Genomic DNA, 23,422 nt, shown 5'->3' on the forward strand with positions numbered 1-23,422 from the left:
CGAAACCGCTTATTCATTAAAATAGTGGACCTGGTGTATGTTATGAAGCTCCAAACGAGCATCGACCGAAAAATAACGGAATACCATTCCTCTATTATGCTGTTCACTGCCCAATTTCCCCCTAGAGATGGAAATAACGGAAGCCTCTGCCGTTATATTCAGAAATGTAACAAATATCGAAACCATAACGGAATCCAGTGCCGCTATAAACAGGCAGCGTGTTGCCATGCCAGCCAAAACGCCCCAGCTTGTACGCGATTAATGCTTTCGTAGTTTATGGAAATATCTTTACAATTGTCCTCATATAACTTTATGATTAAATTAAATCGCGATATAGTTAATCCAAGATCGGCACCGCGTATCAGTACTATATCGGAGCAGCCGTCGACGCATCGTTCAGGACAGTTCCGAGAGTGAAGCATCCTGGACGGACTTGCTGGAAACGAAAGCTGCAGAAGAGGGAGGAGGATGTTCAATGAGCTGGAAAATCGGAACGCGAATTCCCGGTCAAATGGCCGGGCAGCCATTCCCCGATACCGTGGAATGGTCGGCCGGGCTCGGACTCGAGGTGCTCGATGTCGGAACGGTTACGGATGAGATGAAGCGCGCATGCGACCTTCACGGGCTGCAGATCGGCTCCGTCGATGCGAAGGAAACGAGGTTTTTGCTATCCCGGGATGAAGCGAAGCGCGAGGCGGCGTTCCAGTCGCTCACGCGTCAAATCGACGATATCGCAGCACTTGGCGCCAAGCTGATGTTCATGTGTCTCGTGCCGGATGACTCGACGATGCCAAAGCGGGAATCGTTCGCCATCTGGAAGGATGCATTCCCCGGGCTGATCGGGCACGCCGAACGGAAAGGGGTGTCGATCGTAATCGAAGGCTGGCCCGGGCCGGGCCCCCACTACCCGACGATCGGCTGTACGCCCGAATTGTGGCGGGCGATGTTCGAGGCGGTTCCGTCCGGACATTTCGGTCTCAATTACGATCCTTCCCATCTCGTATGGCTCGGCATCGACTATATGCGGGCTTTGTCCGAATTCGGTGAACGGGTGCTCCACTGTCATGGCAAAGATACGGTTCTTCTTGCGGAGGAACGGTACGAATCCGGCATTTTGTCCCCGGCGTTCGGTGTCAAGTACAGTCACTCCGGCGGCTTTTGGCGATATGCGATACCCGGACGGGGGGAGGTGAGCTGGGAGCGGGTCGCCGAAGGTCTGGAGCGTGCCGGCTACGAAGGCGCGATTTGCATCGAGTTGGAGGACCACGATTTCAAAGGAAGCGTGCAGCGGGAGCGGGAAGGAATCCGGCAAGCCTACGAGCATCTTGTCCGGTATTTTCGCTAGCGCAGCCAGCCGCGAATAAGGAGGTCTGGACGAAATGCTTGAAGTGCGAACATTATGCGACAAATGGACCGGTCGGACGATTAAGGCGATCGGACGAACGGGGAGCGATACGGGTCAGCATTATTTTACGGCCAATACGTGGCTGTCGGACAGCCGTCGTCTCGTGCTCAGCGCGCATATCGACGAGAGCAGAAGGTGCCGGTACGTGCTGTTCGATACGGATAGCGGCCGATCGCAATCGATCGTAGACGATGCGGGATGGGGAGCGGGCATCGTCTCTTCGGACGACAAGCTGTATTACATCGATGGGAGAGCGCTCCGATGCGTCGATTTGACCACGATGAGCCATTCAATCGTAACCTTGCTCGAGGAGGGAAGCGAATTCCACGGGCCGCCTTCGATTACGAACGACGGATCCACGATCGGTATCTACTGGTCGCGGGGCGGGGAATGGGTGATCGGCAGCGTCGAAGTATCGACAGGCGCCATCCGGCAAGCGATATCGCCCGGATTTGCCAAACCGTACGATGTCGCCAACCATGCGATGATCAATCCGATTTACCGGAATCTGCTTTTTTACGCCCATGAAGGGAAGACGGAGCATATTCCGGATCGGATCTGGGCGGTCGACAGCGGTACGGGCGAGGCGAAAAATTTGTACCGGCAAAAAAGATTGGATGACGGCACACATGTCGAGTATGTCGGTCACGAAATGTGGGCGTACGGCGGGGAACGGCTTTATTTCGTCAAATATGATCCGAGTCCGCTCAAGCCTACCGGTATTTATTGGGTGGATAAATTGGGGGAAAACTCAGGCTTCCTGAACGGAGATTATTTGTACTGGCACGCTGCTGCAAGTCCTGACGACCGTTGGGTCGTGGCCGACACCCATGAGCAGGGTTCGAAAATCGTACTGGTCGATGCGGAGAACGGAACATCGCGGCCATTGTGCGAAGTCCGCAGGTGGGAGGAGCATCCCGGTCACCCGCACCCTGCATTCAGTCCGGACAGCCGCAAAGTGTCGTTCACGTTCGCTGACGAAGAGAACCGACTATGGGTAGGCATAGTCGAAATATAACGGCCACGGCCGCAAAGGAGAGCCGCCATGAATCCGATCGTACAAATATCGCTTGATGTGACGAACATAAAGGAAGCTCTCGAAATCGCCGAGATTGCCGTGGAGGCAGGAGTGGACTGGCTGGAAGCCGGAACCCCGCTGCTGCTGGGCGAGGGACTTCATGCGGTCGCCGCCTTGCGCAAGGCGTTTCCGCACCACCCGATCGTAGCCGATCTGAAGACGATGGACGGCGGGTACTTGGAAGCCGAGATGATGGCAAAGGCGGGAGCGACGCACGTCGTCGTGATGGGCGTAGCGCATCCGGCCACGATACGGGCTGTCGTTCGGGCGGCGAACGATTACGGCATTGCCGTAATGGGCGACATTATGGCCGCCCCCGATCCGGTCGCATGCGCGCAAATGCTGGAGGCGAACGGCGCGGACTATATCATCGTCCATACCGGCTTCGACGAGAGAGGGGAAGATCCGGAGCGGACGCCGTACGATCATCTGGATCGGGTCGTAGGCGCGGTTCGTATTCCCGTACAGGCGGTAGGCGGACTTTCCATCAAGCAGGCGGCGGAAATGCCGAAGCGCGGTGCGCCGCTTGTCGTTCTGGGCGCGCCTCTCGTCATCGACAAGAAGGAGTTCAAGCCGAGCACGAATCGCGAAGAGCTGCTGCAAATCTTGCGTCGCGTAGTGGCCGAAGTGAAAGGTCAAGCCGAATCGGAGGGAACGCCATGAAGGCGGTTGTCAATTATGCGGACGGACCGGGCCGGGTAGAATTGCGCGACGTACCGGCCCCGCGCATCGCAGGTCCGAAGGACATCATCATCCGGGTAATGGCCGCCGGAATTTGCGGCAGCGATCTGCATATGTATCACGATTCGCAAGGTTTTCCGGTCAACCGTCCGGTGACGCTCGGTCACGAATACTCCGGTGTTGTCACAGAAACGGGGCCGGAGGTGACCCGCTTTCGCATAGGAGATCGAGTCGTCAGCGAGACTCCGGCTTATGTATGCGAAAGCTGCGTCTACTGCCGCACCGGACTGTACAACCTTTGTCCCGACAGGCGCGGCTACGGCGTACTGGAGAACGGGGCGATGGCCGAATATTTACGCTCCCGGGAAGCGATCTGCCACCGCATCCCGGACGGCGTCTCCTTCGAGGCCGCGGCGATGACCGAGCCGGCATGCGTCGCGTACAACGCAGTCGCCCATCATTCGCACATTCGTCCGGGCGACGAGGTCGTCGTGTTCGGCCCGGGGCCGATCGGGCTGATGGCCGTTCAGATCGCGAAGCTGTACTCGCCGGGCCGGATAACCGTCGTCGGCACGGGCAAGGACAGGGGCAGACTGGATGTCGCGAAGCGTTTCGGAGCCGACCGGACGCTGGTTGCGGAAGAAGCGGATGTCGTCGACGAAATACGCCGATACGGCGACGGTTTCGGACCCGACCTCATTATTGACGCGGTCGGTATTTCCGCTACTTTGAAGCAGAGCGTCGAGCTCGTCCGGCCCGGCGGGCAAATTACGAAAATCGGCTGGGGACCGGCGCCCGTCGGCTTCTCGCTCGACCCGCTCATTCAGAAGGCGGCGCGTCTGCAAGGCTCGTTCAGCCACAATTGGCCAATGTGGGAAAAGGTGCTGCTGCTCATGGATAGAGGGGAGATCGATCCGCTGCCGATGACGAAGTCGTACAAAATCGACGATTGGAAGCGGGCGTTCGACGAGATGGACTCGCTTGTCCATGCCAAATCCATTTTGCTGCCCTATTCCGGAGAGGAGGAGAAGGGATGACGGAACGGCAAGGCGCAAAGGCGAAAATAGCGGTTTTTCCGAAAGGGTTCATGAACGAGCTGGTCGACGGCTCGCTGAGCCTGTTCGACTGGATCGAGCAGGCCGGCACGCTCGGAGCGGACGGTCTGGAGCTGTACCCGCTGTTTCTGGAGCGGACGGATGAGCCCTATTTGCTCCGGATCAAGGAAGCGGCCGACCGCCAAGGTCTGGACATCCCGATGATGTGCTCGTCGCCCGATTTCACGCATCCCGATTCCTCCTATCGGGAGAACGAGCTGAAGAAGATGAAGAAGATGATCGGGGTTATGGCGGTTCTCGGTCCGCCCGAATTCCGCAGCTGCCGGGTATTGTCCGGACAGAAACGGCCCGGCGTGAGCAGGGTGGACGGAATCCGCTGGACGGTGCAGGCGATCGAAGCGCTGCTGCCTGATGCCGCGGGCCGCGGCGTCCATCTCGTCATGGAAAACCATTACAAGGACGGCTTGTGGGAGCAACCGGAATTTGCGCAGGCATCCGAGCTGTTTCTGGACATCATCGGTCGCATTTCGTCCCCTTGGTTCGGCGTCAATTACGATCCGTCCAATGCGCTTGTGGCGGGGGAGGAGCCACTGGAGCTTTTGGAGCGCGTCAAGGACCGTCTGTTGACGATGCATGCGAGCGATCGCTACTTGAAGGAAGGCTATTCGACGGAAGACTTGAAGCGCTATACGCTTAAAGGGTATTCCGAGGCGCTTGCGCATGGCGTTATCGGCAAAGGCTTGAACGACTATGACCGCATTTTCGGCGTGCTCCGCGAGAAAGGCTTCCGCAATTGGATCTCCGTCGAGGACGGAGTCAACGGCTTGGAGGAGATGGCCGAATCGGTGCGCTTCTTGCGAAGGAAAGTCGGGGAATATTTGTCGTAACCGAACGGCGGTCTTTCCGGTCTTGTTGAATGCGCGGCATCTTGATATGATGTGGACACATACCTCCGGTTTTACTCCGGACCGGGAAGGAGCGGATATACGCATGTATGATCATCGCGCAAACTTAAAGCCCGAAGTTCGGGCATACCTCGACCGCATCGGCTATAACGGTCCGCTGGACGGAAGCGCCGACGCTCTGGCCGAATTGCAAAATTGCCATCTGCATACGGTACCTTATGAAAACTTGGATATTTTGCGCCGTACCCCGCTTTCCCTGGACGTGGAGAAGCTCTATGAAAAAATCGTCATTCGACGCCGCGGCGGCTACTGCTTCGAGCTTAACGCCTTATTCGGCTGGCTGCTGAGAGAGCTGGGCTATGCGGTTACCGACTATTTCGCCCGGTTTTGGCGCGACGAGCCGAATCCGCCTCCGAAACGCCGGCATCATGTCTTGGGCGTCGAAGCGGGCGGGGATATCTATTTATGCGACGTCGGCGTAGGCGGAATCGTGCCTCGTCGGCCGATCCGGATCGTCGAACGTTTGGAGCATGCGCAGGGCAATGAGCTGTACCGTCTGGAGCGCGATTCCTACTTCGGCTGGATGCTGTGCGAATGGAAGCACGGCGAGTGGAGCCGGCTGTACTCCTTCACCGAAGAGCCGCAGCTGCCGCAGGATTATGTGATGGCCAGCTACTGGTGCGAGCATGCTCCGGATTCGATATTCGTCAGCGGCGCCATGGCGGCTATCCGTACGAAAGAAGGGCGCAATACGATAGCCGGCGACGAATTCCGCATTTTTACGTCCGAAGGCGTACAAGCTTTCAAGCCGCAAACGAAAGAAGAGTATGACGAAGCGCTGAAAGCCTATTTCGGCATTATACTCGATTAACCGGCTTGTTCGGGCATAGCCCGAAGCGAACCGCATGATAATGGCGTTCTATTCTGTAGAGCGCTTTTCGTGCGGTTTTCTGTCTTGCAAGGTACACTAAACACGAAAGCAAGTCATGAATGGGGGGATTGCATATGGAGATCAGAACGGAAAGAGCCGGTGACCACGAGCAAGTGTTTCAGTTAAATTTCTCGGCTTTCGGGAACAGGGAAGACGAAGCCCGACTGGTCGAAACCATCAGATTGTCCGGGCAGTTTATTCCCGAGTTGTCTCTCGTGGCGGAGGAACATCAACGTCTTGTGGGACATGTCCTATTCAGCAAAGCCGAAGTTGTGGACGGGGATCGGCATCATGAAGTCATCGTTCTTGCGCCTATTGCGGTCAAGCCAAGCGAACAAAAGAGAGGAATCGGCGGCAGACTCATTCAAGAAGGACTAAAACGATGTGCGGCAATGGGCTATGAACTCGTGTTTCTGATCGGACACCCGACTTATTATCCCAAATTCGGATTTAAGCCCGCGCGAGCGCACGGATTCGAGCTGAAGCAATTTCAAGTGTCCGATGATGTGTTCATGGTATACGAGCTGAAGGAGGGAGCGGGCGGCCGGATTCGAGGCGTGTTGATGTACCCGCCTTCGTTTTTTTAGCAAATCGGTAATCGTCGATAAAGGTGCACTTTTCAAATGTAAAGTAAAGTACAACGCGGCAGTCCCGGACATGAATTCATGTTCAAGGCTGCCGTTTTGGTTTATCGATTCGGAAAGTTTAACTTCGCTAAAGCGTTAAAGCGAAGTGCGAGTTTCTGAACCAAGTAAAACAAGTAAAACATCCTCTAAATCGCGGTCGCTCCTCTTTGAATACGTCGATAGACGTTTTTCTTATCGCAATTGTAAGCCGGAGAAAGGGAAAAAATTTGGATTCATAATAAAGCTCTCCTTGACATGTTATTATAATCATATATACTGTTCATATACGATATACACAGACATGAACACCTTTGAAAGAGAGTAGATGCCATGAACCTCTCCGTATCGCTTGCATCGGGAGAGCCGATCTATGCGCAAATCAAGGAACAGATCAAGAAGCAAATTTTGTCCGGTCAGCTCCGGGAAGGCGAGCCGCTGCCGTCGATCCGCAATTTGGCGCACGACCTGCAAATCAGCGTCATCACGACCAAGAGAGCTTACGATGAGCTGGAGCAGGAAGGACTCGTCGTCTCGGTGGCGGGGAAGGGCACGTTCGTTTCGGAGAAAAACAAGGAGTCGATCCGCGAAGTGAAATACAGGCAGCTGGAGGAGGGGATTCGCCGTATCGTTGCCGAGAGCAAGGCGCTGGGTGTAAGGAAGGAAGAATTGGCGAGTTTGATCGAACTATTTTACGGTGAGGAGCGCGAATGATGCGGGTGGTCGAATTCCGGCAATGCAGCGTAAGCAGCGGGGATTTTGCGCTGCGGGAGTTGAATTTCCATGTGGAGAGCGGATATATAACCGGTCTGATCGGTCCGAACGGAGCGGGCAAGACAACGCTCATTCGCTCGATTATGAACATGATTCGTCCGAAGGCGGGGGAGGTGCTTCTGTTCGGCCAATCGTACCGCGAGCATGAACGCGAGATTAAGCGGCGTATCGGATTCGTCTACGACGAAGATTTTTATTACAACCATCTTTCCATTCGGGAGATGAAAAAAATAATCGCGTCGTTTTATCCGACTTGGAACGATGCGGTCTTTCAACAGCATTTGCAGCAGTTCGGACTTCCCGAACGAAAAAAAATCCGCGATCTGTCGAAGGGGATGAAAACGAAATTTGCGCTGGCCGCCGCTTTGGCTCATGAACCTGAGCTGTTGATCATGGATGAGCCGACCTCGGGGCTCGATCCCGTATTCCGCAGGGAAATTTTATCGATTTTAAGCGCGTATATCCGCGACGGCAGCAAATCGGTTTTGTTTTCCACCCACATCAGCACGGACCTGGAGCGGATCGCGGATTACATCCTCTATATGGGGCGCGGGCGGCTGCAGTTTTGCGGAACGAAGGAGGAGCTGCTCGAATCGTACGTGCTCGTGAAAGGACCGCTCGCTCTGCTGCAAGCGGACCGATTTCCTTTCCAGGGCTTGCGGCAGACCGCACTCGGCTTCGAAGCGCTTCTCTCCAAGCAATACGTGTCCGCCGATACGTTCGAAAGTCCATTTATCGTGGAGAAGCCTTCTCTGGACGACATTATCGTTTACACGCAGGAGGGGAGCCGGAATGGTCCAGCTGCTTCTTAAAGATCTCCGCATTCAGAAGCGGTTTATCGGGTTGGGATTCGTTTTTGTCGGATTTGTCTTTTTCCTGCTCGGTGCTTTCGAAGGGCTGCCGATGTCGATCCCCGCGGCCATTTTCAGCCATTTTCTTATCGTGGTGGCAAGCAAGATGGACGAGAGAAACAACAACGGGCGCATGCTCGTGTCGTTCCCTTTGCGCAGAAAAGATATAGTCGCCTCGAAATACGCGGGAATATTCATGTTTATGGCGCTGGCGTTTTGTCTGACGGCGATATGGCGATTGCTGGCCGGTCTCGTTCTTCCGGAGGGAGAATTGCCTTGGTTCGATCTGAAATCGATGGCCGTCGCGATTGCGGTACTGCTCTTGTTTTACTCCATCTATTTCCCGCTGTTTTTCGCTTTCGGCTCCAAAATTTCGCAGGTGCTCGATTTTATCGTGATTTTTGCCGTCGGCGGAGCCGGCGTCCTCGCTCTCCGGATTATGGAATGGAGCGGTGCGAACGCCGGTGCATTTATCCGTACCGTTATGGAAGCAGAGCTTTCTATTATATTGCTGTGGGCGGTCGGCGGCTGCTTGACGCTGCTGATCGTATCTTGGAAGATGTCCGTTTACTTGTTCGAGCGAAAGAACGTTTAAGAAACGCGATCGGTTGGTGACCGTCCTTATTTGGACGGTTTTTATTTGTTTCCGTACAAAATCGGCATGGCGGCAAATGGGGACCAATGGACTATCAAAATAATGAGGTGCGCCATACCCGATTCATAACTGTACTGGCCCGCTACATAAGACTAATTGAGGGAATGTCAACACAATTTTTGTTTAAATATTTTTTGAGCGTCCATAGGACTTTGGTAATAAATGTCGAATTATCCCTGTAGTAAATCATACAAAAGGAGGTGAATAACTTTGATATGGAAAGCCAGGACCGGCGCGACGGTTTTGTTTTTCGCGCTGCTGCTGGTCTGTTCGGCAAGGGCAGCCTATGACGGATTAGCGCTTTCCGGCGGTCAAAGCTGGACGGCAACCGGCCCGGGTACCGTTGCGGCCATACCTGTCGAAGGCCCGGCAGGCGACATGCGATTCACTTACGATTATAACAACAGCGCGGTATGGAGCGGAAGCGAGTGGACGTACAGCACCATGTCCACGGTAACGGGGTCGGTTTACTACAAATGGAACTACAGCGGTATTCATGCATGGTTTATGGCATCAGCCAAGGTGATAGCTTACTCCCAAAAGCCCGACAATACGGAGCAAGTCGTCACGCTGTTTGACAGTGGGGTCGGCGGCGATTTTGCCGGTTCGGGTGCGTTCGTTCTTCCCGTATACGAGGGTCGTTCTTACGGTTTCCGCATTTCCGGCCGAAATTTCGATTCCAATCATTTTTTGCGGGGAACCCTGCTCGTTTCGAATGACATCCAGATCTCTCCGACCGTAACGGGAATGATGGGGAACAACGATTGGTACCGGTCGGACGTCCATTTGAATTGGAGCTCGAGCAGACCGATCCTGAGCCACACGGGCTGCGATCCTTCGACCCTAAGCACCGATACGGCCGGCGCTGTCTTTACTTGTACGGCGTTTACGTCGGAAGGGATGGGCTCCAAGTCGATAACGCTGAAACGGGATGCGACCCCGCCAACGATTAGCGGCAGCGTCGTAAGCGGAACGAATCTCAGGGGCTGGTATACTTCGCCGGTTTCGATCGCTTTCGAATGCGCGGACGCTATGTCCGGAGTAGCCGCTTGCGAACCGGGTGTCGTTATCCAGGACGAGGGCAGCAATATTAGCGTTACGGGAAGCGCCGCGGATAACGCGGGTAACGGTGCGGTTGCTAGCGTGACGGGTATTCGCGTGGACCGTACGGCTCCCGTAACGAGTGATGATGCGCCTGCGAGTCCGGTCAATCGCGATGTGACGGTAACGCTGACCGGAGCAGATTCTCTTTCCGGTGTCCTTTCCACCTATTATAGGGCCAACGGGTCGGAAACGCAGATTGGCAGCGCGATTACATTGGTATCCGAAGGATCGCATAGCCTTACGTATTGGAGCGAGGACGCGGCGGGAAACGTAGAGTCTCCTAGATCTGCGACGGTCGTCATCGATAAGACGAAGCCGGTCACAACGGACAATGCTCCATCGGGGATCGTATCGCAGGATGTATCGGTAACGTTATCGCCGACGGACAACTTTACAGGGACGATTACTACACACTACAAGATCGACGGCGGAGCGACTCAGACCGGCAGGTCCTTCACGGTTCAGCAGCAAGGGGCGCATCATATCGAGTATTGGAGCGTCGACCAGGCGGGCAATATCGAAGCGCCTCGCACCATCTCGTTTACGATCGATAAGACTCCGCCTGTCACAACGGATAATGCTCCGGCGTCTCCTGTCAACCAGGATGTGACGGTAACGTTCGTAACTTACGATTCGACTTCCGTGGTAATCGCGACCTATTATTCCGTTGACGGTTCGAATGCGCAGCTCGGCACCACGTTACAGCTTTCTTCCGAAGGGACTTATAGTCTCGTATATTGGAGCGTGGACGTGGTGGGGAATGCCGAGCAGCCGCACACCCGATCCATCACCATCGACAAGACGAAGCCGGTTACTACGGATAATGCTCCATTGGGCATCGTATCCCAAGATGTGTCGATAACGCTCTTGCCAAACGATGAACGCTCCGGGGTTGCCGTTACATTCTACAAAGTAAACGGCGGAGCTCAGCAAACCGGAACAACCGTCACGCTTCTGACGAGCGGAATCCATACCGTAGAGTATTGGAGCGCGGATCGTGCAGGCAATGTCGAGGAACCACAGTCAGTAACCGTAACGATCGATAAAATACCGCCGGCGACGACTGATGATGCGCCGACAGTTCCGTCCAATCAAGATGTGACGGTAATGTTGACCTCGCAGGACAACCAATCGGTAGAAGATATTGCAACCTACTATAGATTGAACGGCTCCGAGGCGCGGATCGGTCGTACGGTCGAGCTGACAACCGAAGGAATCCATACGCTGGAATACTGGAGCGTGGACTCGGCAGGGAATGCCGAACAGCCGCACACCATTTCGGTCATCATCGACAAAACGCCGCCGGTCACGACGGCTCGCTTGTCGCCCGACGGAACGTTGTTGCGTCTGCAAGGTCAAGACACCCTATCAGTTCTGACGGGCACCTATTACCGTATCGATGCCGGAATCATTCAAACCGGGAATTCCGTTCCGCTGGGTATGACCGGAATGCATACGATCGCGTATTGGAGCGAAGATGAGGCCGGTAATAGCGAGAGCCCGAGAACGATCTATTTCGTTGATATGGATGGCAACGGGAAAGTCGATATCGTCGATGTCGTAACGGCTGCCAACGCCAGGCTGGATGCGGACGGGGACGGTTCGTTCACCCGTGAAGATGTCCGCCTGTTTCTGCAATCCGTAACGGCGCTTCAACCGTAAATGGACTGTTCTTGAACCGGAGCCGCGGTCGCTCCGGTTTTTTCTTGATCCCTCACGGCCGCCGCAAACCAAAAAGAATGCAAAAAAACCAACAAAAAATCCATTGTCTCGTCCGTAGCGCGTAGCTTACTATGGAATAGTGATGAAAATGAGAATCACTATCATATCGGAGGGGACATACTTGCAACGATTGACAAAAGCTATTGCTTTGCTATGCGCCGTCGTAATCATGGGCTCGCTGCTGGCGGCCTGCGGAGCAAAGTCCGAAGCGCCAAAGAGCGAAGCCGGAGAAAATAAGGCTGCGGCGAGCGCGCCCAAAGAGACGGCTCCCGCTCAGCCGGCGACTCGGGTTATCAAAGATGCGAAAGGTCGGGACGTTACCATTCCGACGAAGCCGCAGCGAATCGTTTCGCACTATTTTCCTGCCGAGACGGCTGCGCTGGGCGTTAAGGCGGTCGGAACGAATTACGCCACGGCGACCCAGATTCTTTCCAAGGAACAGCTGGAGGGCGTAGAGGATATCGGTGGGCAGGGCGTGAACCCAAACCTGGAGAAGATATTGTCGCTGAATCCGGATTTGATTCTGGTGCCGGACTTCTTGGAACCGAACGGCGTGGAAGCATTGTCGAAAATCGCCCCGACCGTAGTCGTCAGCTACACGGTCGATCTTTTCACACGACTCAGGACGTTGGGCGACATTACGGGGAAAACGAAGGAAGCGGAAGAATGGATCGCCAAGTACAACAAGAAAGCGCAAGAGAAGAGGGACCAGCTTAAGCCTTATGTCAAACCGGGCGAAACGGCTACGGCGTTCGTCTTGTTCCAGGACAAAAAGCTGTACGTTTACGGAAACCAGCGGCTCGGCTCGACCATGTACGATGCGCTCGGATTCGTCCGTCCGGAAAAGGCGACCAAACTGTTCGAGAGCAATAAAGATGCGCTCTGGCAGACAATCTCGGAGGAGACCTTGCCGGACTATGCAGGCGATCGAATTTTTATCGTCGTAAACGACAGCAATCCCGACGTCAAGAAAGCGGCCGAACAATTCCTCGGCTCGCCCGTCTGGAAAAACCTCCCCGCGGTCAAAAACGGCAAAGCTTACGTAGTCGGCAATAAATGGTCGTTCTACGATCCGATTACGCTGGATTGGCTGTTGGATGAAATGCCTAAGCTGCTCATGAAATAAGGAACAACCCGATCAGGGGCATCCGAGGAAAAAGTTCACCGACCAAAGTAGGAGCTTGTCTATCCATGACAGGCTTCTTTTTTACGTTCCTATCGTTTATACTTTGTTGAGAACGATTTTCAATTACGGAGGCTTTTCGATGAACCATACTGACCAGCACCCGACGCCGTTTCCGTATAGGCCGCTCTTATTCCATCTGTCTGCCGTCCAGTTTACGAGCCTCCTTTCCGGCGCGCGCACCGACAAAATGCTGCTGAGCACTTATTGTCTGCTGACGACTATGAAAGGTCAAGGCACGATTTCGATCGACGGGGTGCGGCGTCCGCTCTTGCCGGGCCAATGCTTCGTGCTCGTCCCCGGCATGATCATCGAACTGGAGTCCGCCGAATCGAATGTTTTGGATGCCTATCGGGTTTATTTCGAAGCGGATACGCCGGGAGATTCGTCATGTACGAGAGGGACCGTAGAAGAGCTGCTTTGTACGGGAGAAGTCCGGTTTCAGCCTTTCTGGCGAATGGCCGAGTTTGTAGAGCAATTGTACCGGAACCGACATCATAATGGCGCGTTGGAATCATTCAAGTCGAACGTCCGCTTCCAGGAGATCGTCGCGAGCTTGCTGGAGCAAAACCGGCCCGGCGTGTCGCGGGAAGATGCGGCTCAGGCCGTAAACCGGACGATCGCGTACATGCACCGATCGTATCACGAAGAAATCTCGATCGAGCAAATGGCCCAGGATGCGGGGATCAGCCGCTGGCAGTATAATGCTTTGTTCAAATCGTTGACAGGTACGACCCCGATCGATTATTTGACCGAGCTGCGGATCAATCGCGCCAAAGCGCTTCTTGTAATGCCCGGCCAACAGTTGAAGGACATAGCCGCCAGAGCGGGCTTCCGGGACGAGTATTATTTCAGCCGCCGGTTCAAACAGACGGTCGGCATGTCTCCCAAGCATTACGCCCATAGCAATATGTCCGAGCCCCGCATTCTTACGCTGCAATATTTGGCCGAGGTGCTGTCGCTCGGGATCAAGCCGGTCGGAACGTACCAGGCATTGCTGGACCGGTTTCAAGCGGAGGCGGACGGCGTGCAAGGCATCGAGGAGCCGTTCGAAACGGAGACGATGCTGAAGCTGAAGCCCGATCTGATTATCCTGCCAAGTTTCATTCCGAGGCAGCAGTTCAAGCAATTCGCCAAAGTGGCGCCGGCTGTCCAATTCGATTGGTTCGACGACATTAATGACCGGCTAACGAAAATCGGCGAGCTGCTGGGCAGGCAGAAGGAAGCGAAACGTTGGATCGAGAGTTATGAAGCGAAGGCGGAACGGACAAGAGAGCTGCTTGCTTCGCATGTGCGGGCCGGGGAGACGGCAACGGCGTTCATTTATGACACTTCCCACCGCAAGCTGTTCGTATACGGGGCCCACAACTTCGGCTATACTTTGTACCGGGCGCTGCACTTCGCGCCTCCCGAGAAGGTCAAGTCGCTGATCGGGAAGCATAAAACGTTCCGTTGGACGGCGATCGAGCTGGAAGCGATCGGGGATTACGCGGGCGATCGCGTTTTTCTCGCGCTGCCATCGGACGAGCTGGCGCTGGAATGGGCCCGGAATATGCTGAACAGCAAGCTTTGGCGCAGTCTGCCGGCCGTACGGAACGGTCGCGCGTATATCGTGGAACACAAATGGGGCTTGTACGATCCGATCACGCTGGAAAGCCACTTGGATGAAATGGTCAGGCTGCTGGCCACATGAGAGCGAAAGGAGCTGCAAAAGGATCCAATACGATGAGTTCTCCGGTATTCGGACGGGCTCATCTTCATTTTGTTGGAAAAAACGCGGCTTAATAATAGCCGTTCTCGTATCCGCATTCCAGGGCAGTGCTTTCGACGGTCCTATCGATCTCGGCTTACAAGAACGTTTGGAAAAGAAGCGGATGGTTCGACAGATGAGGCGTTCCGCAGACGGAGGGCGTTTGCTACATCCTGACGGCCTTTGCCGGCGTTAGCGAGACCGCGATTCAGCAAATAGCGGAACCGGCGAATGTTATGGATCCCAATATCAATGTCGATAGCAAAATAACGGAAAACCGTTCCGCTATACCGCTGTTCACGATCATGATCACCCCGAATGGTTGTAATAACGGAAGCCTGCTCCGTTATATTCGGGAGTATAACGGAATACGGGACAATAAAGGAATACAGTTCCTCTATTACTGCAACGAACTGCCCCCCGTCATCAAAAGTCCTCCCAATTATTCTGTCTTAGTTTTAGTGGCGACCCAACGATTCTGCATTTTGCACAAGGAATTCACATCGGTTGATAGAACATTAGTTCGTATTATGGTACTATCAAAGGTAAGCGCAAGAAGACGTTTATACGTTTTTTTCGAAAAATTGCAGGAAAGCGATAAGATTTCGTTCCTTTCAACACATTTATAAGGTGAGGGGAAATAACCGCCGCGGAAGCCGGCAATGAAAGGATGAGGCATATCGATTTCGACGACCTGCTCGAAAGTATCCGGCAACAACGATACGAGAACGAAAGTATGAAGCATTTCAGAACCATGTGGCTCCCGAGAGCGGTACTTCGCATAGCCAAGCAAGAAGCGGACCGGATCGGCCGACGATTGAAATTCGGCGATTACGAAGAAATTGCGGACAGGGCGTTCGAGATCGTCCTGCGAAAATCCCCCCGCGACAAGGAAGGGGAAGCATATCGGGCCTGGATATGCCAGACGATCGCCTATGTAAGCAAAAACAAGCTGCGTCGAAAATATCCGATTCCGATCGATATGACGATGGTCGAAGCGTTGCTGAATAAGATGAAAGGGGACGTTCGCAGCGGTTTGAACGAGGTGCAGCTGGAAAAAATCGAAGAAGCGGTGCAACGTCTTCCGCATAATCAGCGAAAAGCGATCATACTGAGATATTGGAGAGGATATTCGTCAAAGGAGACGGCAGTGCATTTGAACTGCTCCGGCAATCAGGTCGATCAATGGGTGTACCGGGCAAGAAAAACTTTAGCGGAGACGCTGGCGTCGTATTTCCCCCAATACGATCTGTCGGTCCGAACGGCTGAAGATGAAACCGCGGAATCCGATGCCCGTAATGATAAAGAAAAAGGGTGCAGGAATCCGCAACCCCCGACCATCCTTGAAAGGGTCGGCCTGTACGGCAGCCCGAAACGACATGGAAAGACATACGCGCCGGATCGCATCGAACCTCCGCATGCACCGCTCTGCACGCTGGAAAGTCCGCCGCCATATTCGGTCTTGAAGTCGCAAAGGCCATTTTTCGGTACTTATCGAGAGCGCCAACAGCCGGAGAAACCGCTTAAGGAAAGGGCTCGAAGGGAAAGTCCGATTCAACGCTCGGAGAAGGTCGGTGAACGATACGATAATGGAAGGAAGGATGCGCTTGTTCGCAGTATATTATGACAAGAAGAGGCTCACGAAGCCGGGGACGGAATATGAGGCAAGAATGGATTTGCTGCGTCTGCAAGCGATGTTTCTTAATTTGCAGGTCCGGGAATGCGGCACGGGCGCGCGCCGGACCAGAATGATGAAATAAGTTACGGGTGAGAGCGCGGGTGCCGCCCGCCTCTTTTTTGTGCAATAAAACGATTTGATTTTATATGGATTTAGGATGCAAATCGATACTGCTACGACATTTTATGTCGTAGCAGCTCATTTATACTGGAGCTGTAACACGACAACCCTATAGAGAAACGAGGATTGGACCATGCCGAAAACGAAAAGGGGACGTGCCCTCTGGAATATGCCTTCGCGGGGAAGAGGGACATGCCCCGTTTGCGCCAATACCCGAATCAAGCTGCTGTATCCGCGCACAACATCGGGTGGAGAAGCCGTCAAAGTGTGCAAACGCTGCTCGGGAGCCCCGCAGGACAAAGTAGACGCCGTTAGCGGCTGACATGCAAGGAGCTGCGACCCCCGTTCCTTGCCAGGAACGGGACGTTTTGTTTTCAAGAAGGACTTGCCTATTCGCGGTTGCAAATGTTGTAATAGTTCTTGCACAAGGTGATGGCATGCATTCCGGTCGAGAGGAGCTGTTCCAGGCATGAGCAATATGCACCGGATCCGGTGGTTCGACCAGCAAATCCGCGAGGGGAACTATCCGAACAGCAGCCGGCTTGCGGAGCAATTCGAGATTTCAAGAAGGCAAGCCCAGCGGGATATCGAATATTTGGAATATTCTTTGCGCGCGCCGCTGCAATATATCGCCCAAAAACGAGGCTACGGCTACGAGGACAAAACGTACGTGCTGCCTCTGCTATATATGACGGAAGAAGAGAAGAAGGTGCTAAAGTTTCTCGCGTTTCGTTACCGGCAATACGATTACGAGAATGCGCCGGTCGTCACTCGCATCGCTCATCTGCTCGATCGGTTTACCGATGAGGAGGATTCCGATAGCTGCGGACGCTTGCCCGTTTTCGAAGCGAATCCGCTGCTGCTACAAAACTTCGAGCTGTTGACCCGGGCAATCCGCGAACGACGCGTTGTCCACATCGCCTACAACGATCAGGCGGAAACGGCCCGGCTGCGAATATGGCCGCTTAGGCTCGTTTCGCGCTATAATGCCGACTATGTCGTCTCCTATTGCGAGCGGCAGCGTAAGGAACTCGTATTGCGGTTGGACGGGATCGGACAGGCGGCCGTTACGGAGGAAACGTTCGAGTATACGGCCGTCGAGGCGGCGGAAGAGAATAAGGCGTCCGGAAAAAAACCGTTCGTGGCCAAAGTATTGTTGGCTGAGCCCTGCAAAGGCGCGTCGTGGAACGGATTTCCGATACGCCCCGTCGATGGGCTGGTGTATGCGGTCGAGTTTTATGATGCCGACTCGTTCCTCCAGCATCTGCTCGTGTCGGAATGGAGGAGGCTGCTGGCGCCGAAATGGCTGCAAGAGAGGCTGAGCGTCAAGTGCCGAAGCGCGCTGGACCGGCTGAACACGAACGAATCGGAGGAGTGAACGATGTCGGGTGCAATGCTGCAAATCTCGATGAAGCGGGAATCGAAGTCGTTTACCGACAGTCTGCATGCGATTTTGACCGCGGCAGGATTGTTTGAAGGTCCGAAATATAGACTGTCCGGATTGAGCGGCATGGCGTTCAAATGCTCCGTCCACAAGCGGCTGCTGCCGATGTCCGTCTCGGCGTACGGGCAGTGGGGCACGGAGCATCGGCCGGCCGTCGATAATCTGGGCGTTTTTACGGAAACGGACGGAGGGCGGGTCAGACATCCGACATTCCGCTATTACCGGCAGGAAGCGCTGCGATCGGTGAAGCGCAGTTTGGACCGGGGGCTTGGCGTCGTGTACTGGCTTCCGGAATTCGGAGTCATTCACGGCTACGATGACGAGGATGGCGTATTGTTCATTCAGGACGGACGTTCGGCGGAAAGTCAGATCGTGCTGTACGATAATTTCGGAATTAACAGCACGCCGTTCTGGTATGTCCAGCTATTCGGCGATCGGGTCCAGATCGACCTGCGCGACAGAGTACTCGAATCGCTGAGAATGGCGGTCTGCGACTGGGATACTCCGCACAAAACGCTGCCGGACACGGAGATGGCTTCGGGCAAGCTTGCTTACGCCTATTTGATCGACGGGTTGGAAAAAGGCGAATACGACGAGCGTGGAGCCGTTTATATATTGAATTCCTATCTGTACGCGCGAAATGAGATTGAGAGCTACTTGCAAGATGTAGGGGGAACGCTGCCCCGATTGAACGAGGCGGCCGTTCTATATGGCGAGCTAGTCCGGCTCGTTTCTCCGATTCCCGGCTTCATGGAGGACCGGGACGGTTCCGTGCGTATCAAGCGGAGCGGAATTGAAGAGCTGTGCGGCATATTGAGAACGGCCGAACGGTTGGAGGGAGAGGCGGTCGAACGGTTCCGGAGCATTTCCACCGGATTTCCGGACCGGAAACGTTCGACCTTGCCGAGATGGGGCGTTCATTCGCCGAGGTAAGAAGGGAGTGATGGCGGATGGGGACAAAGGTTTTGACCGGCTTGAGGATGACCATTGAGGCGAAATCTTATACGGACGCCCTGCACGGGATTTTGTCGCACAAAGGGTGGATGTCCTGGTCCAAGCCGATGCTGTCGGGCCTTACGGCGACGGCATTCCGCTTTGTGGTGAGCCGGAGGCTGACTTCGGAATCTCCGACGGCGTATAACTGGGTCGCGGAAAACTTTTTGGCCGCCGATTTTATCGGGATTACGTCTTCCCAGCAGGCCGGCTTCAGCTTTGACGCTACATTTCCCATGTATCGGGAACATGCGGTTTCCGTCATTAAGGATTCGATAGATCGCGGAATCGGGGCTGTCATATGGAAAGACGGTTTCGTCATCGCGACCGGCTATAATGACGAGAGCGGGCATTTGTACTACTCCGACGGGAGTAGCGACGGGTATAAATCGTTGGAATATGCCGAGTTCGGGCTCAACGAATCGCCATACTGGTATTACCAGGTGCTGGAAGACCGCATCGAGTTGGACGAGCGCGAAATGATGAAGGAATCGTTGCTTCAAGCCGTTTACAAATGGGAGTCGCACGATCTCATGCTCCCGGAGACGGAGTACGCTTGCGGACGCAACGCCTATGAGGCTCTGATTCAAGCGTTCCGGTCTGGCGAATACGATTCGGAAGGAGCTTGGGGAGTGCTGCAGTGTTATGCCGCGGCGAAACGCCAGCTCGGGCTGTATGCCGGTATAATCCGCAGCCGTTGGCAGGAAAGCGGAGAGATCGCCGAACGATATTCCCGGGTTGCGCGCTTGTTCCGATTGATGCTGGAGTCGGACGGGCATACGTCGTCCCTCGTTCCATTGCTCATTCAAGCGCAGCAAGCCGAGGAGCGGGCTATTCGAGGGATCAAGCGGTTGATGCGGGAAACGATCGATAACCGTTACGGCGACATTTCTTTGAGGTGAAGGACCCGATCCGTAAAATGGAGCGGGTCCTCTTTGATTGCAAATAGTGCCGGTTCAGCCTTTTATTTGCAAGGATCACGCACTACTGAGCCCCGTCTGCGTCCAATGCGATAAACTTGGCTTTGCCTTTTTTCTCCAGCCAGGCATCGAAGCGGGTGAGACCGGGATACAGCCTTCTCTTGCAAGTTCCTGTGCCGCACGGCTCGACTAATCGCGTGTGAAGGCGCGTACGTTCCAGCCGTCCCGCAGCAGATGCCGGGCTGCCGATCCTCCTTGCTGGCCGGTTGCTCCCAACACCAGAATCGTTTTATTTCGTGCGCTCATTTTGTCGTTCCTCCCATGATCGATAGGTCGAGCGGACGCAAGCTTGATGAATAGCTTCGCGGTTGCCCTATCACGAGCATAAGTCAAATGCTATACTTGCATAAGAGCGCACTTCATTTATATATGCTTTATTCCTGCAGACCAGCTTACGAATAGTAAGGAGGGGTTTTGAATTTGGAGCATAACGCGGAGTTTCCCTGCTACGGACCGATCAGCGCGGCGATCCAAGTAATCGGCGGCAAATGGTCATATTTCGTCATAGCCCAGCTGTGTCGAGGATCACAGCGGTTTAATCAGCTGCGGAGAAACTTGAGCGGCGTCAGCATCAAATCGCTGACGGACACGCTGCGCCACCTGGAGCAATGGGGGATTCTGAACCGCCAAGTTTTTCCGACAGTTCCGGTCAGCGTGGAATATTCTCTTACGGAGAGCGGCAAGGAATACGGCGAAATTTTGCTGAAAATGCGCCATTGGGGAGAGAAATGGAACGCGAAACCGTTGCAGCAAGCAGGCGACCATTAGTACGGGGCGACGATAGGCATATGGAAAGCTCAACACACTTCATGATTCCATCCGGACCAAAAGTATGGTAGACTGAATACGAACTCATGTTCTGTTTATGGATGAAGGAAGGTGTAAGTATGGAGACGACCTTGGTTACCGAAATAGACGAGGTGATTGCCTATATTCATCAAAACATCTATGAACCGCTTCCGCTTGCCCGGCTGGCCAGACATGTAGCCTACAGTCCGTATCATTTCACGCGCATTTTCAAGGAAAGAATCGGCCTCTCGCCCTTATATTACGTATCTGCCCTCCGACTGCAGAAGGCTAAAGATTTGCTGCTGAGCACGAATTTGAGTATTCGCGATATCGGACTGGAGATCGGACAGCAAAGCCTGGGAACCTTTACGACCCGGTTTACCGAACGGGTAGGCATGACGCCGTCCCAATTTCGAAACTCGACGATACAAGCGGACCATTATTTCCGTTCGCTGCAGCAACTTGACGATTGGCGTACATCACTCCCCGTGTTCCATCAGCATGGCCGATTACATGGAACGATCCATGCGACGAGTCCTTTCGAGGGCGTCATCCTGATCGGATTATTTGCCAAGCCGATACCGGAAGGCCTCCCCTTGTACGGAACGCTGTTATCTTCATTGGGCGATTTTTGCTTTACCGGCGTCAAACCGGGCACCTATTACTTGATGGCTACCTCGGTATCATGGGAAATGCAGGCGATCGACATCCTGCTCCCGAAGACGACGCTGCGCACCCGCTCGAGAGAACCGATAGTTGTTAAACCGTTTACTCCCGTCCCGCATCAGGAAGTGATGCTTTACCCTCCGCGTCAAGACGATCCTCCCATCCTGATATCGCTTCCCCTGTTGATGAACAATTTTCTCAACCGGGTTACGCGTCAGAACGCGCGTTAGCGTGAAGCTGCCAAATAAGGAGGTAGAAACGAAAGTAAAACTGGGTAACCATTTATTGAGAAGGGTGAGAACATGATGACTGCTAGCGGCTTCGCGTGACGGCAACAGACGTGTTGGCAAGTTGAGCCCGGAGAGAACACGCTCCCTTGTTTTGGAAAACGATTATGCGAAAATCCACGGGTGCGGAATATGGACGTCTATTGAATCTGGTTTATATAATAAGTGATATGGTAATTTTTTTGTCATTTTTGTATACTCTATATATACCAGATTCTTTAGGCGCTACGCACATTCCAATCAAGCTTATAGGAGCAAGCCAGATGGCCAAACCGGATCGCAATACGTTTCAGAATCGATTGAACGAAATGATGAACTCCATCCGTCAAAACATACTGAAGGGAGTTTACAAGCCCGGCGATTTTTTGCCCGCGGAAACGGCATTGGCGGACCAATTTCTGCTGAGTAAAAACTCCGTGCGCCTCGTATTGGAGAAGCTGGTGGATGACGGCCTTATTCTCAAAATTCCCCGAGTCGGTACCCAAGTAGCCTCGCGGCCGCAGCAAACGGTAGTCCGCTTCGGCGTGTACCCGTCCCTGTACGAGGAAGCGAATATTGGACAGCTCATCGCACGGTTTCAGGAGGAGCATCCCCATATACGGATCGAGCCGTTGAAGCTGCCCTACTTTCAAGCGGAAAGCGTCAAGCAGCTGCTGCAATCCGGAATCGTCGACGTCATTACATTGAACCACATCGACTATGCACATTTCCGCGAAAACGATAACCTGCACGTGCTCGAGCACTATCCCGAGCCGCAAGAAGTTTATCCTTTCCTGAACGATTTATTCGCGACCGAAGAGGGGACGGTAGCGGTCAGGCCGTTTATTTTTTCACCGGTCATCCTTTGCTACAATAAGGAGCATTTCCGGCAGCGCCGTCTGTTCGAGCCGGACAGCAGCTGGGATTGGCACGATTTGCGCGATGCGTTGACCAAAGTCTCTTCTCCGGACCGGTTCGGCCTGTTTTTCCACTTGTCCTCGTATACCCGTTGGCCGATTTTCTTCCTCCAGAACCGGGCGGAATTCCGGCGGGACGAGAACGGCCGCCTGTCGATCGAGGATCCGGACATGCTGGGCTTGCTGCGGTTCATACGCGAGCTCATTCACGAAGACGGCCTCTTCCCGCTTGTGATGTCATTCGGAGAGCATGACGCCGAGAAGCTGTTCAAGCAGCAGAAGGTTTCGGTCATTCTTACGACCTATTACCGGCTGAATCAATTGATCGACGCCGATTTCCCGTTCGATATCGCTCAGCTTCCGAAGTCCCGCACCCACGATACGCAGCTTCTGACCACCGGTATCGCCGTAGGGTCGATGTCCGCCCGGAAGGATGAAGCAAGATGCTTCGCGGATTATTTGTTGTCCGAGCCAAGCCAATCATTCATCCGACGCCATTCGTTCAGTCTGCCTGCGAATAAATGGATAACGGAGTCGGCCCAGCCCGAGTTGCCTAATAAGCCCGCCCGTTTGGAGCTGCACAGGGAATTGATTCCACACTATGCGACTCAGGATCGGCTAAAGCTGACTTTTGACGAGATACAACTGTTGGGCGGGTGCTTGGGGCAATATTTCTCCCGATTGGTTGACGAAGACGGTCTGATTCGTTTGTTCAATAAACAGTTGAAACCTTAAGGGGCGCCGAGCCTCAAACATGCATACGATACAAGAACAAGAAGCCCGGGTGACGGTTAAGGTCGCCTGGGCTATTTGTAGGTTCGATTACAAACAAAATGCGCATCAGCACCCATA

Annotated in this window: 23 protein-coding genes; 22 read left to right on the plus strand and 1 reads right to left on the minus strand. The window is 54.1% G+C overall.

Translation table 11 applies throughout. From position 1 onward, the window contains the following. Positions 1-475: 475 nt before the first annotated feature. From FE784_RS10390 to FE784_RS10475, 19 genes are all read left to right on the plus strand, one after another. Positions 476-1,345, plus strand: coding sequence for a sugar phosphate isomerase/epimerase family protein (locus FE784_RS10390; protein WP_139602133.1), 870 nt, complete (start codon positions 476-478; stop codon positions 1,343-1,345). A gap of 34 nt (positions 1,346-1,379) precedes the next feature. Further along, complete coding sequence (locus tag FE784_RS10395) at positions 1,380-2,423, plus strand: TolB family protein (protein ID WP_139602134.1); 1,044 nt, start codon at positions 1,380-1,382, stop codon at positions 2,421-2,423. A gap of 27 nt (positions 2,424-2,450) precedes the next feature. Continuing rightward, positions 2,451-3,146 carry an orotidine 5'-phosphate decarboxylase / HUMPS family protein gene (locus FE784_RS10400; protein WP_139602135.1) on the plus strand — a complete coding sequence of 232 codons (696 nt, stop codon included), beginning with the start codon at positions 2,451-2,453 and terminating at the stop codon, positions 3,144-3,146. Beyond that, a complete protein-coding gene (locus FE784_RS10405; RefSeq protein ID WP_139602136.1) occupies positions 3,143-4,201 on the plus strand; it encodes a zinc-binding dehydrogenase in 1,059 nt (352 codons plus the stop codon). The genes FE784_RS10400 and FE784_RS10405 overlap by 4 nt, the downstream gene beginning before the upstream one ends. After that, positions 4,198-5,106 carry a sugar phosphate isomerase/epimerase family protein gene (locus FE784_RS10410; protein WP_139602137.1) on the plus strand — a complete coding sequence of 303 codons (909 nt, stop codon included), beginning with the start codon at positions 4,198-4,200 and terminating at the stop codon, positions 5,104-5,106. Before FE784_RS10405 ends, FE784_RS10410 begins: the two co-directional genes overlap by 4 nt. Before the next feature lie 103 nt (positions 5,107-5,209). After that, positions 5,210-5,995, plus strand: coding sequence for an arylamine N-acetyltransferase family protein (locus FE784_RS10415; RefSeq protein ID WP_139602138.1), 786 nt, complete (start codon positions 5,210-5,212; stop codon positions 5,993-5,995). 134 nt (positions 5,996-6,129) lie between these two features. Continuing rightward, positions 6,130-6,642 carry a GNAT family N-acetyltransferase gene (locus tag FE784_RS10420; protein WP_139602139.1) on the plus strand — a complete coding sequence of 171 codons (513 nt, stop codon included), beginning with the start codon at positions 6,130-6,132 and terminating at the stop codon, positions 6,640-6,642. Positions 6,643-7,011: 369 nt separating this feature from the next. Next, positions 7,012-7,392, plus strand: coding sequence for a GntR family transcriptional regulator (locus FE784_RS10425; RefSeq protein ID WP_139602140.1), 381 nt, complete (start codon positions 7,012-7,014; stop codon positions 7,390-7,392). Further along, the gene (locus tag FE784_RS10430) at positions 7,392-8,264 is read left to right on the plus strand and encodes an ABC transporter ATP-binding protein (RefSeq protein ID WP_218103764.1); all 873 of its coding nucleotides are present in this window, start codon (positions 7,392-7,394) and stop codon (positions 8,262-8,264) included. Before FE784_RS10425 ends, FE784_RS10430 begins: the two co-directional genes overlap by 1 nt. Further along, a complete protein-coding gene (locus tag FE784_RS10435) occupies positions 8,245-8,898 on the plus strand; it encodes an ABC-2 transporter permease (protein ID WP_139602142.1) in 654 nt (217 codons plus the stop codon). Before FE784_RS10430 ends, FE784_RS10435 begins: the two co-directional genes overlap by 20 nt. A gap of 270 nt (positions 8,899-9,168) precedes the next feature. After that, on the plus strand, positions 9,169-11,724 hold the full coding sequence (locus FE784_RS10440; protein WP_139602143.1) for an OmpL47-type beta-barrel domain-containing protein: 2,556 nt from the start codon (positions 9,169-9,171) through the stop codon (positions 11,722-11,724). Positions 11,725-11,905: 181 nt separating this feature from the next. Continuing rightward, positions 11,906-12,910, plus strand: coding sequence for an ABC transporter substrate-binding protein (locus FE784_RS10445; protein ID WP_176706101.1), 1,005 nt, complete (start codon positions 11,906-11,908; stop codon positions 12,908-12,910). Between the two features lie 139 nt (positions 12,911-13,049). Then, on the plus strand, positions 13,050-14,660 hold the full coding sequence (locus tag FE784_RS10450; RefSeq protein WP_139602145.1) for an AraC family transcriptional regulator: 1,611 nt from the start codon (positions 13,050-13,052) through the stop codon (positions 14,658-14,660). A gap of 793 nt (positions 14,661-15,453) precedes the next feature. Then, on the plus strand, positions 15,454-16,344 hold the full coding sequence (locus tag FE784_RS10455; protein ID WP_176706102.1) for an RNA polymerase sigma factor: 891 nt from the start codon (positions 15,454-15,456) through the stop codon (positions 16,342-16,344). Then, positions 16,325-16,477, plus strand: coding sequence for a hypothetical protein (locus FE784_RS40770; protein ID WP_176706103.1), 153 nt, complete (start codon positions 16,325-16,327; stop codon positions 16,475-16,477). Before FE784_RS10455 ends, FE784_RS40770 begins: the two co-directional genes overlap by 20 nt. Positions 16,478-16,648: 171 nt before the next feature. Further along, positions 16,649-16,837: a hypothetical protein gene (locus tag FE784_RS10460; protein ID WP_139602147.1), complete on the plus strand. Its 189-nt coding sequence runs from the start codon at positions 16,649-16,651 to the stop codon at positions 16,835-16,837. A 147-nt stretch (positions 16,838-16,984) separates the two neighbouring features. Then, positions 16,985-17,893 carry a helix-turn-helix transcriptional regulator gene (locus FE784_RS10465; protein ID WP_139602148.1) on the plus strand — a complete coding sequence of 303 codons (909 nt, stop codon included), beginning with the start codon at positions 16,985-16,987 and terminating at the stop codon, positions 17,891-17,893. Positions 17,894-17,896: 3 nt separating this feature from the next. Beyond that, complete coding sequence (locus FE784_RS10470; protein WP_139602149.1) at positions 17,897-18,892, plus strand: cysteine peptidase family C39 domain-containing protein; 996 nt, start codon at positions 17,897-17,899, stop codon at positions 18,890-18,892. A 17-nt stretch (positions 18,893-18,909) separates the two neighbouring features. After that, positions 18,910-19,854, plus strand: coding sequence for a cytidine/deoxycytidylate deaminase family protein (locus tag FE784_RS10475; protein WP_139602150.1), 945 nt, complete (start codon positions 18,910-18,912; stop codon positions 19,852-19,854). Positions 19,855-20,061: 207 nt separating this feature from the next. Here FE784_RS10475 and FE784_RS10480 read toward each other — a convergent pair whose 3' ends face one another. Beyond that, positions 20,062-20,178, minus strand: a complete 117-nt coding sequence (locus FE784_RS10480) for an NmrA family NAD(P)-binding protein (protein ID WP_139602151.1) — start codon at positions 20,176-20,178, stop codon at positions 20,062-20,064. A gap of 174 nt (positions 20,179-20,352) precedes the next feature. Between FE784_RS10480 and FE784_RS10485 the strand changes: the two genes are divergently transcribed. The 3 genes from FE784_RS10485 (at position 20,353) to FE784_RS10495 (ending at position 23,305) form a co-directional block, all read left to right on the plus strand. Next, a complete protein-coding gene (locus FE784_RS10485) occupies positions 20,353-20,700 on the plus strand; it encodes a winged helix-turn-helix transcriptional regulator (protein ID WP_139602152.1) in 348 nt (115 codons plus the stop codon). 119 nt (positions 20,701-20,819) lie between these two features. Further along, positions 20,820-21,617: a helix-turn-helix domain-containing protein gene (locus tag FE784_RS10490; protein ID WP_139602153.1), complete on the plus strand. Its 798-nt coding sequence runs from the start codon at positions 20,820-20,822 to the stop codon at positions 21,615-21,617. Positions 21,618-21,937: 320 nt separating this feature from the next. Beyond that, a complete protein-coding gene (locus tag FE784_RS10495; RefSeq protein WP_176706104.1) occupies positions 21,938-23,305 on the plus strand; it encodes an extracellular solute-binding protein in 1,368 nt (455 codons plus the stop codon). Positions 23,306-23,422: the final 117 nt, after the last annotated feature.

It is taken from the genome of Paenibacillus hemerocallicola (assembly GCF_006265175.1).
GTDB lineage: Bacteria > Bacillota > Bacilli > Paenibacillales > NBRC-103111 > Paenibacillus_AB > Paenibacillus_AB hemerocallicola.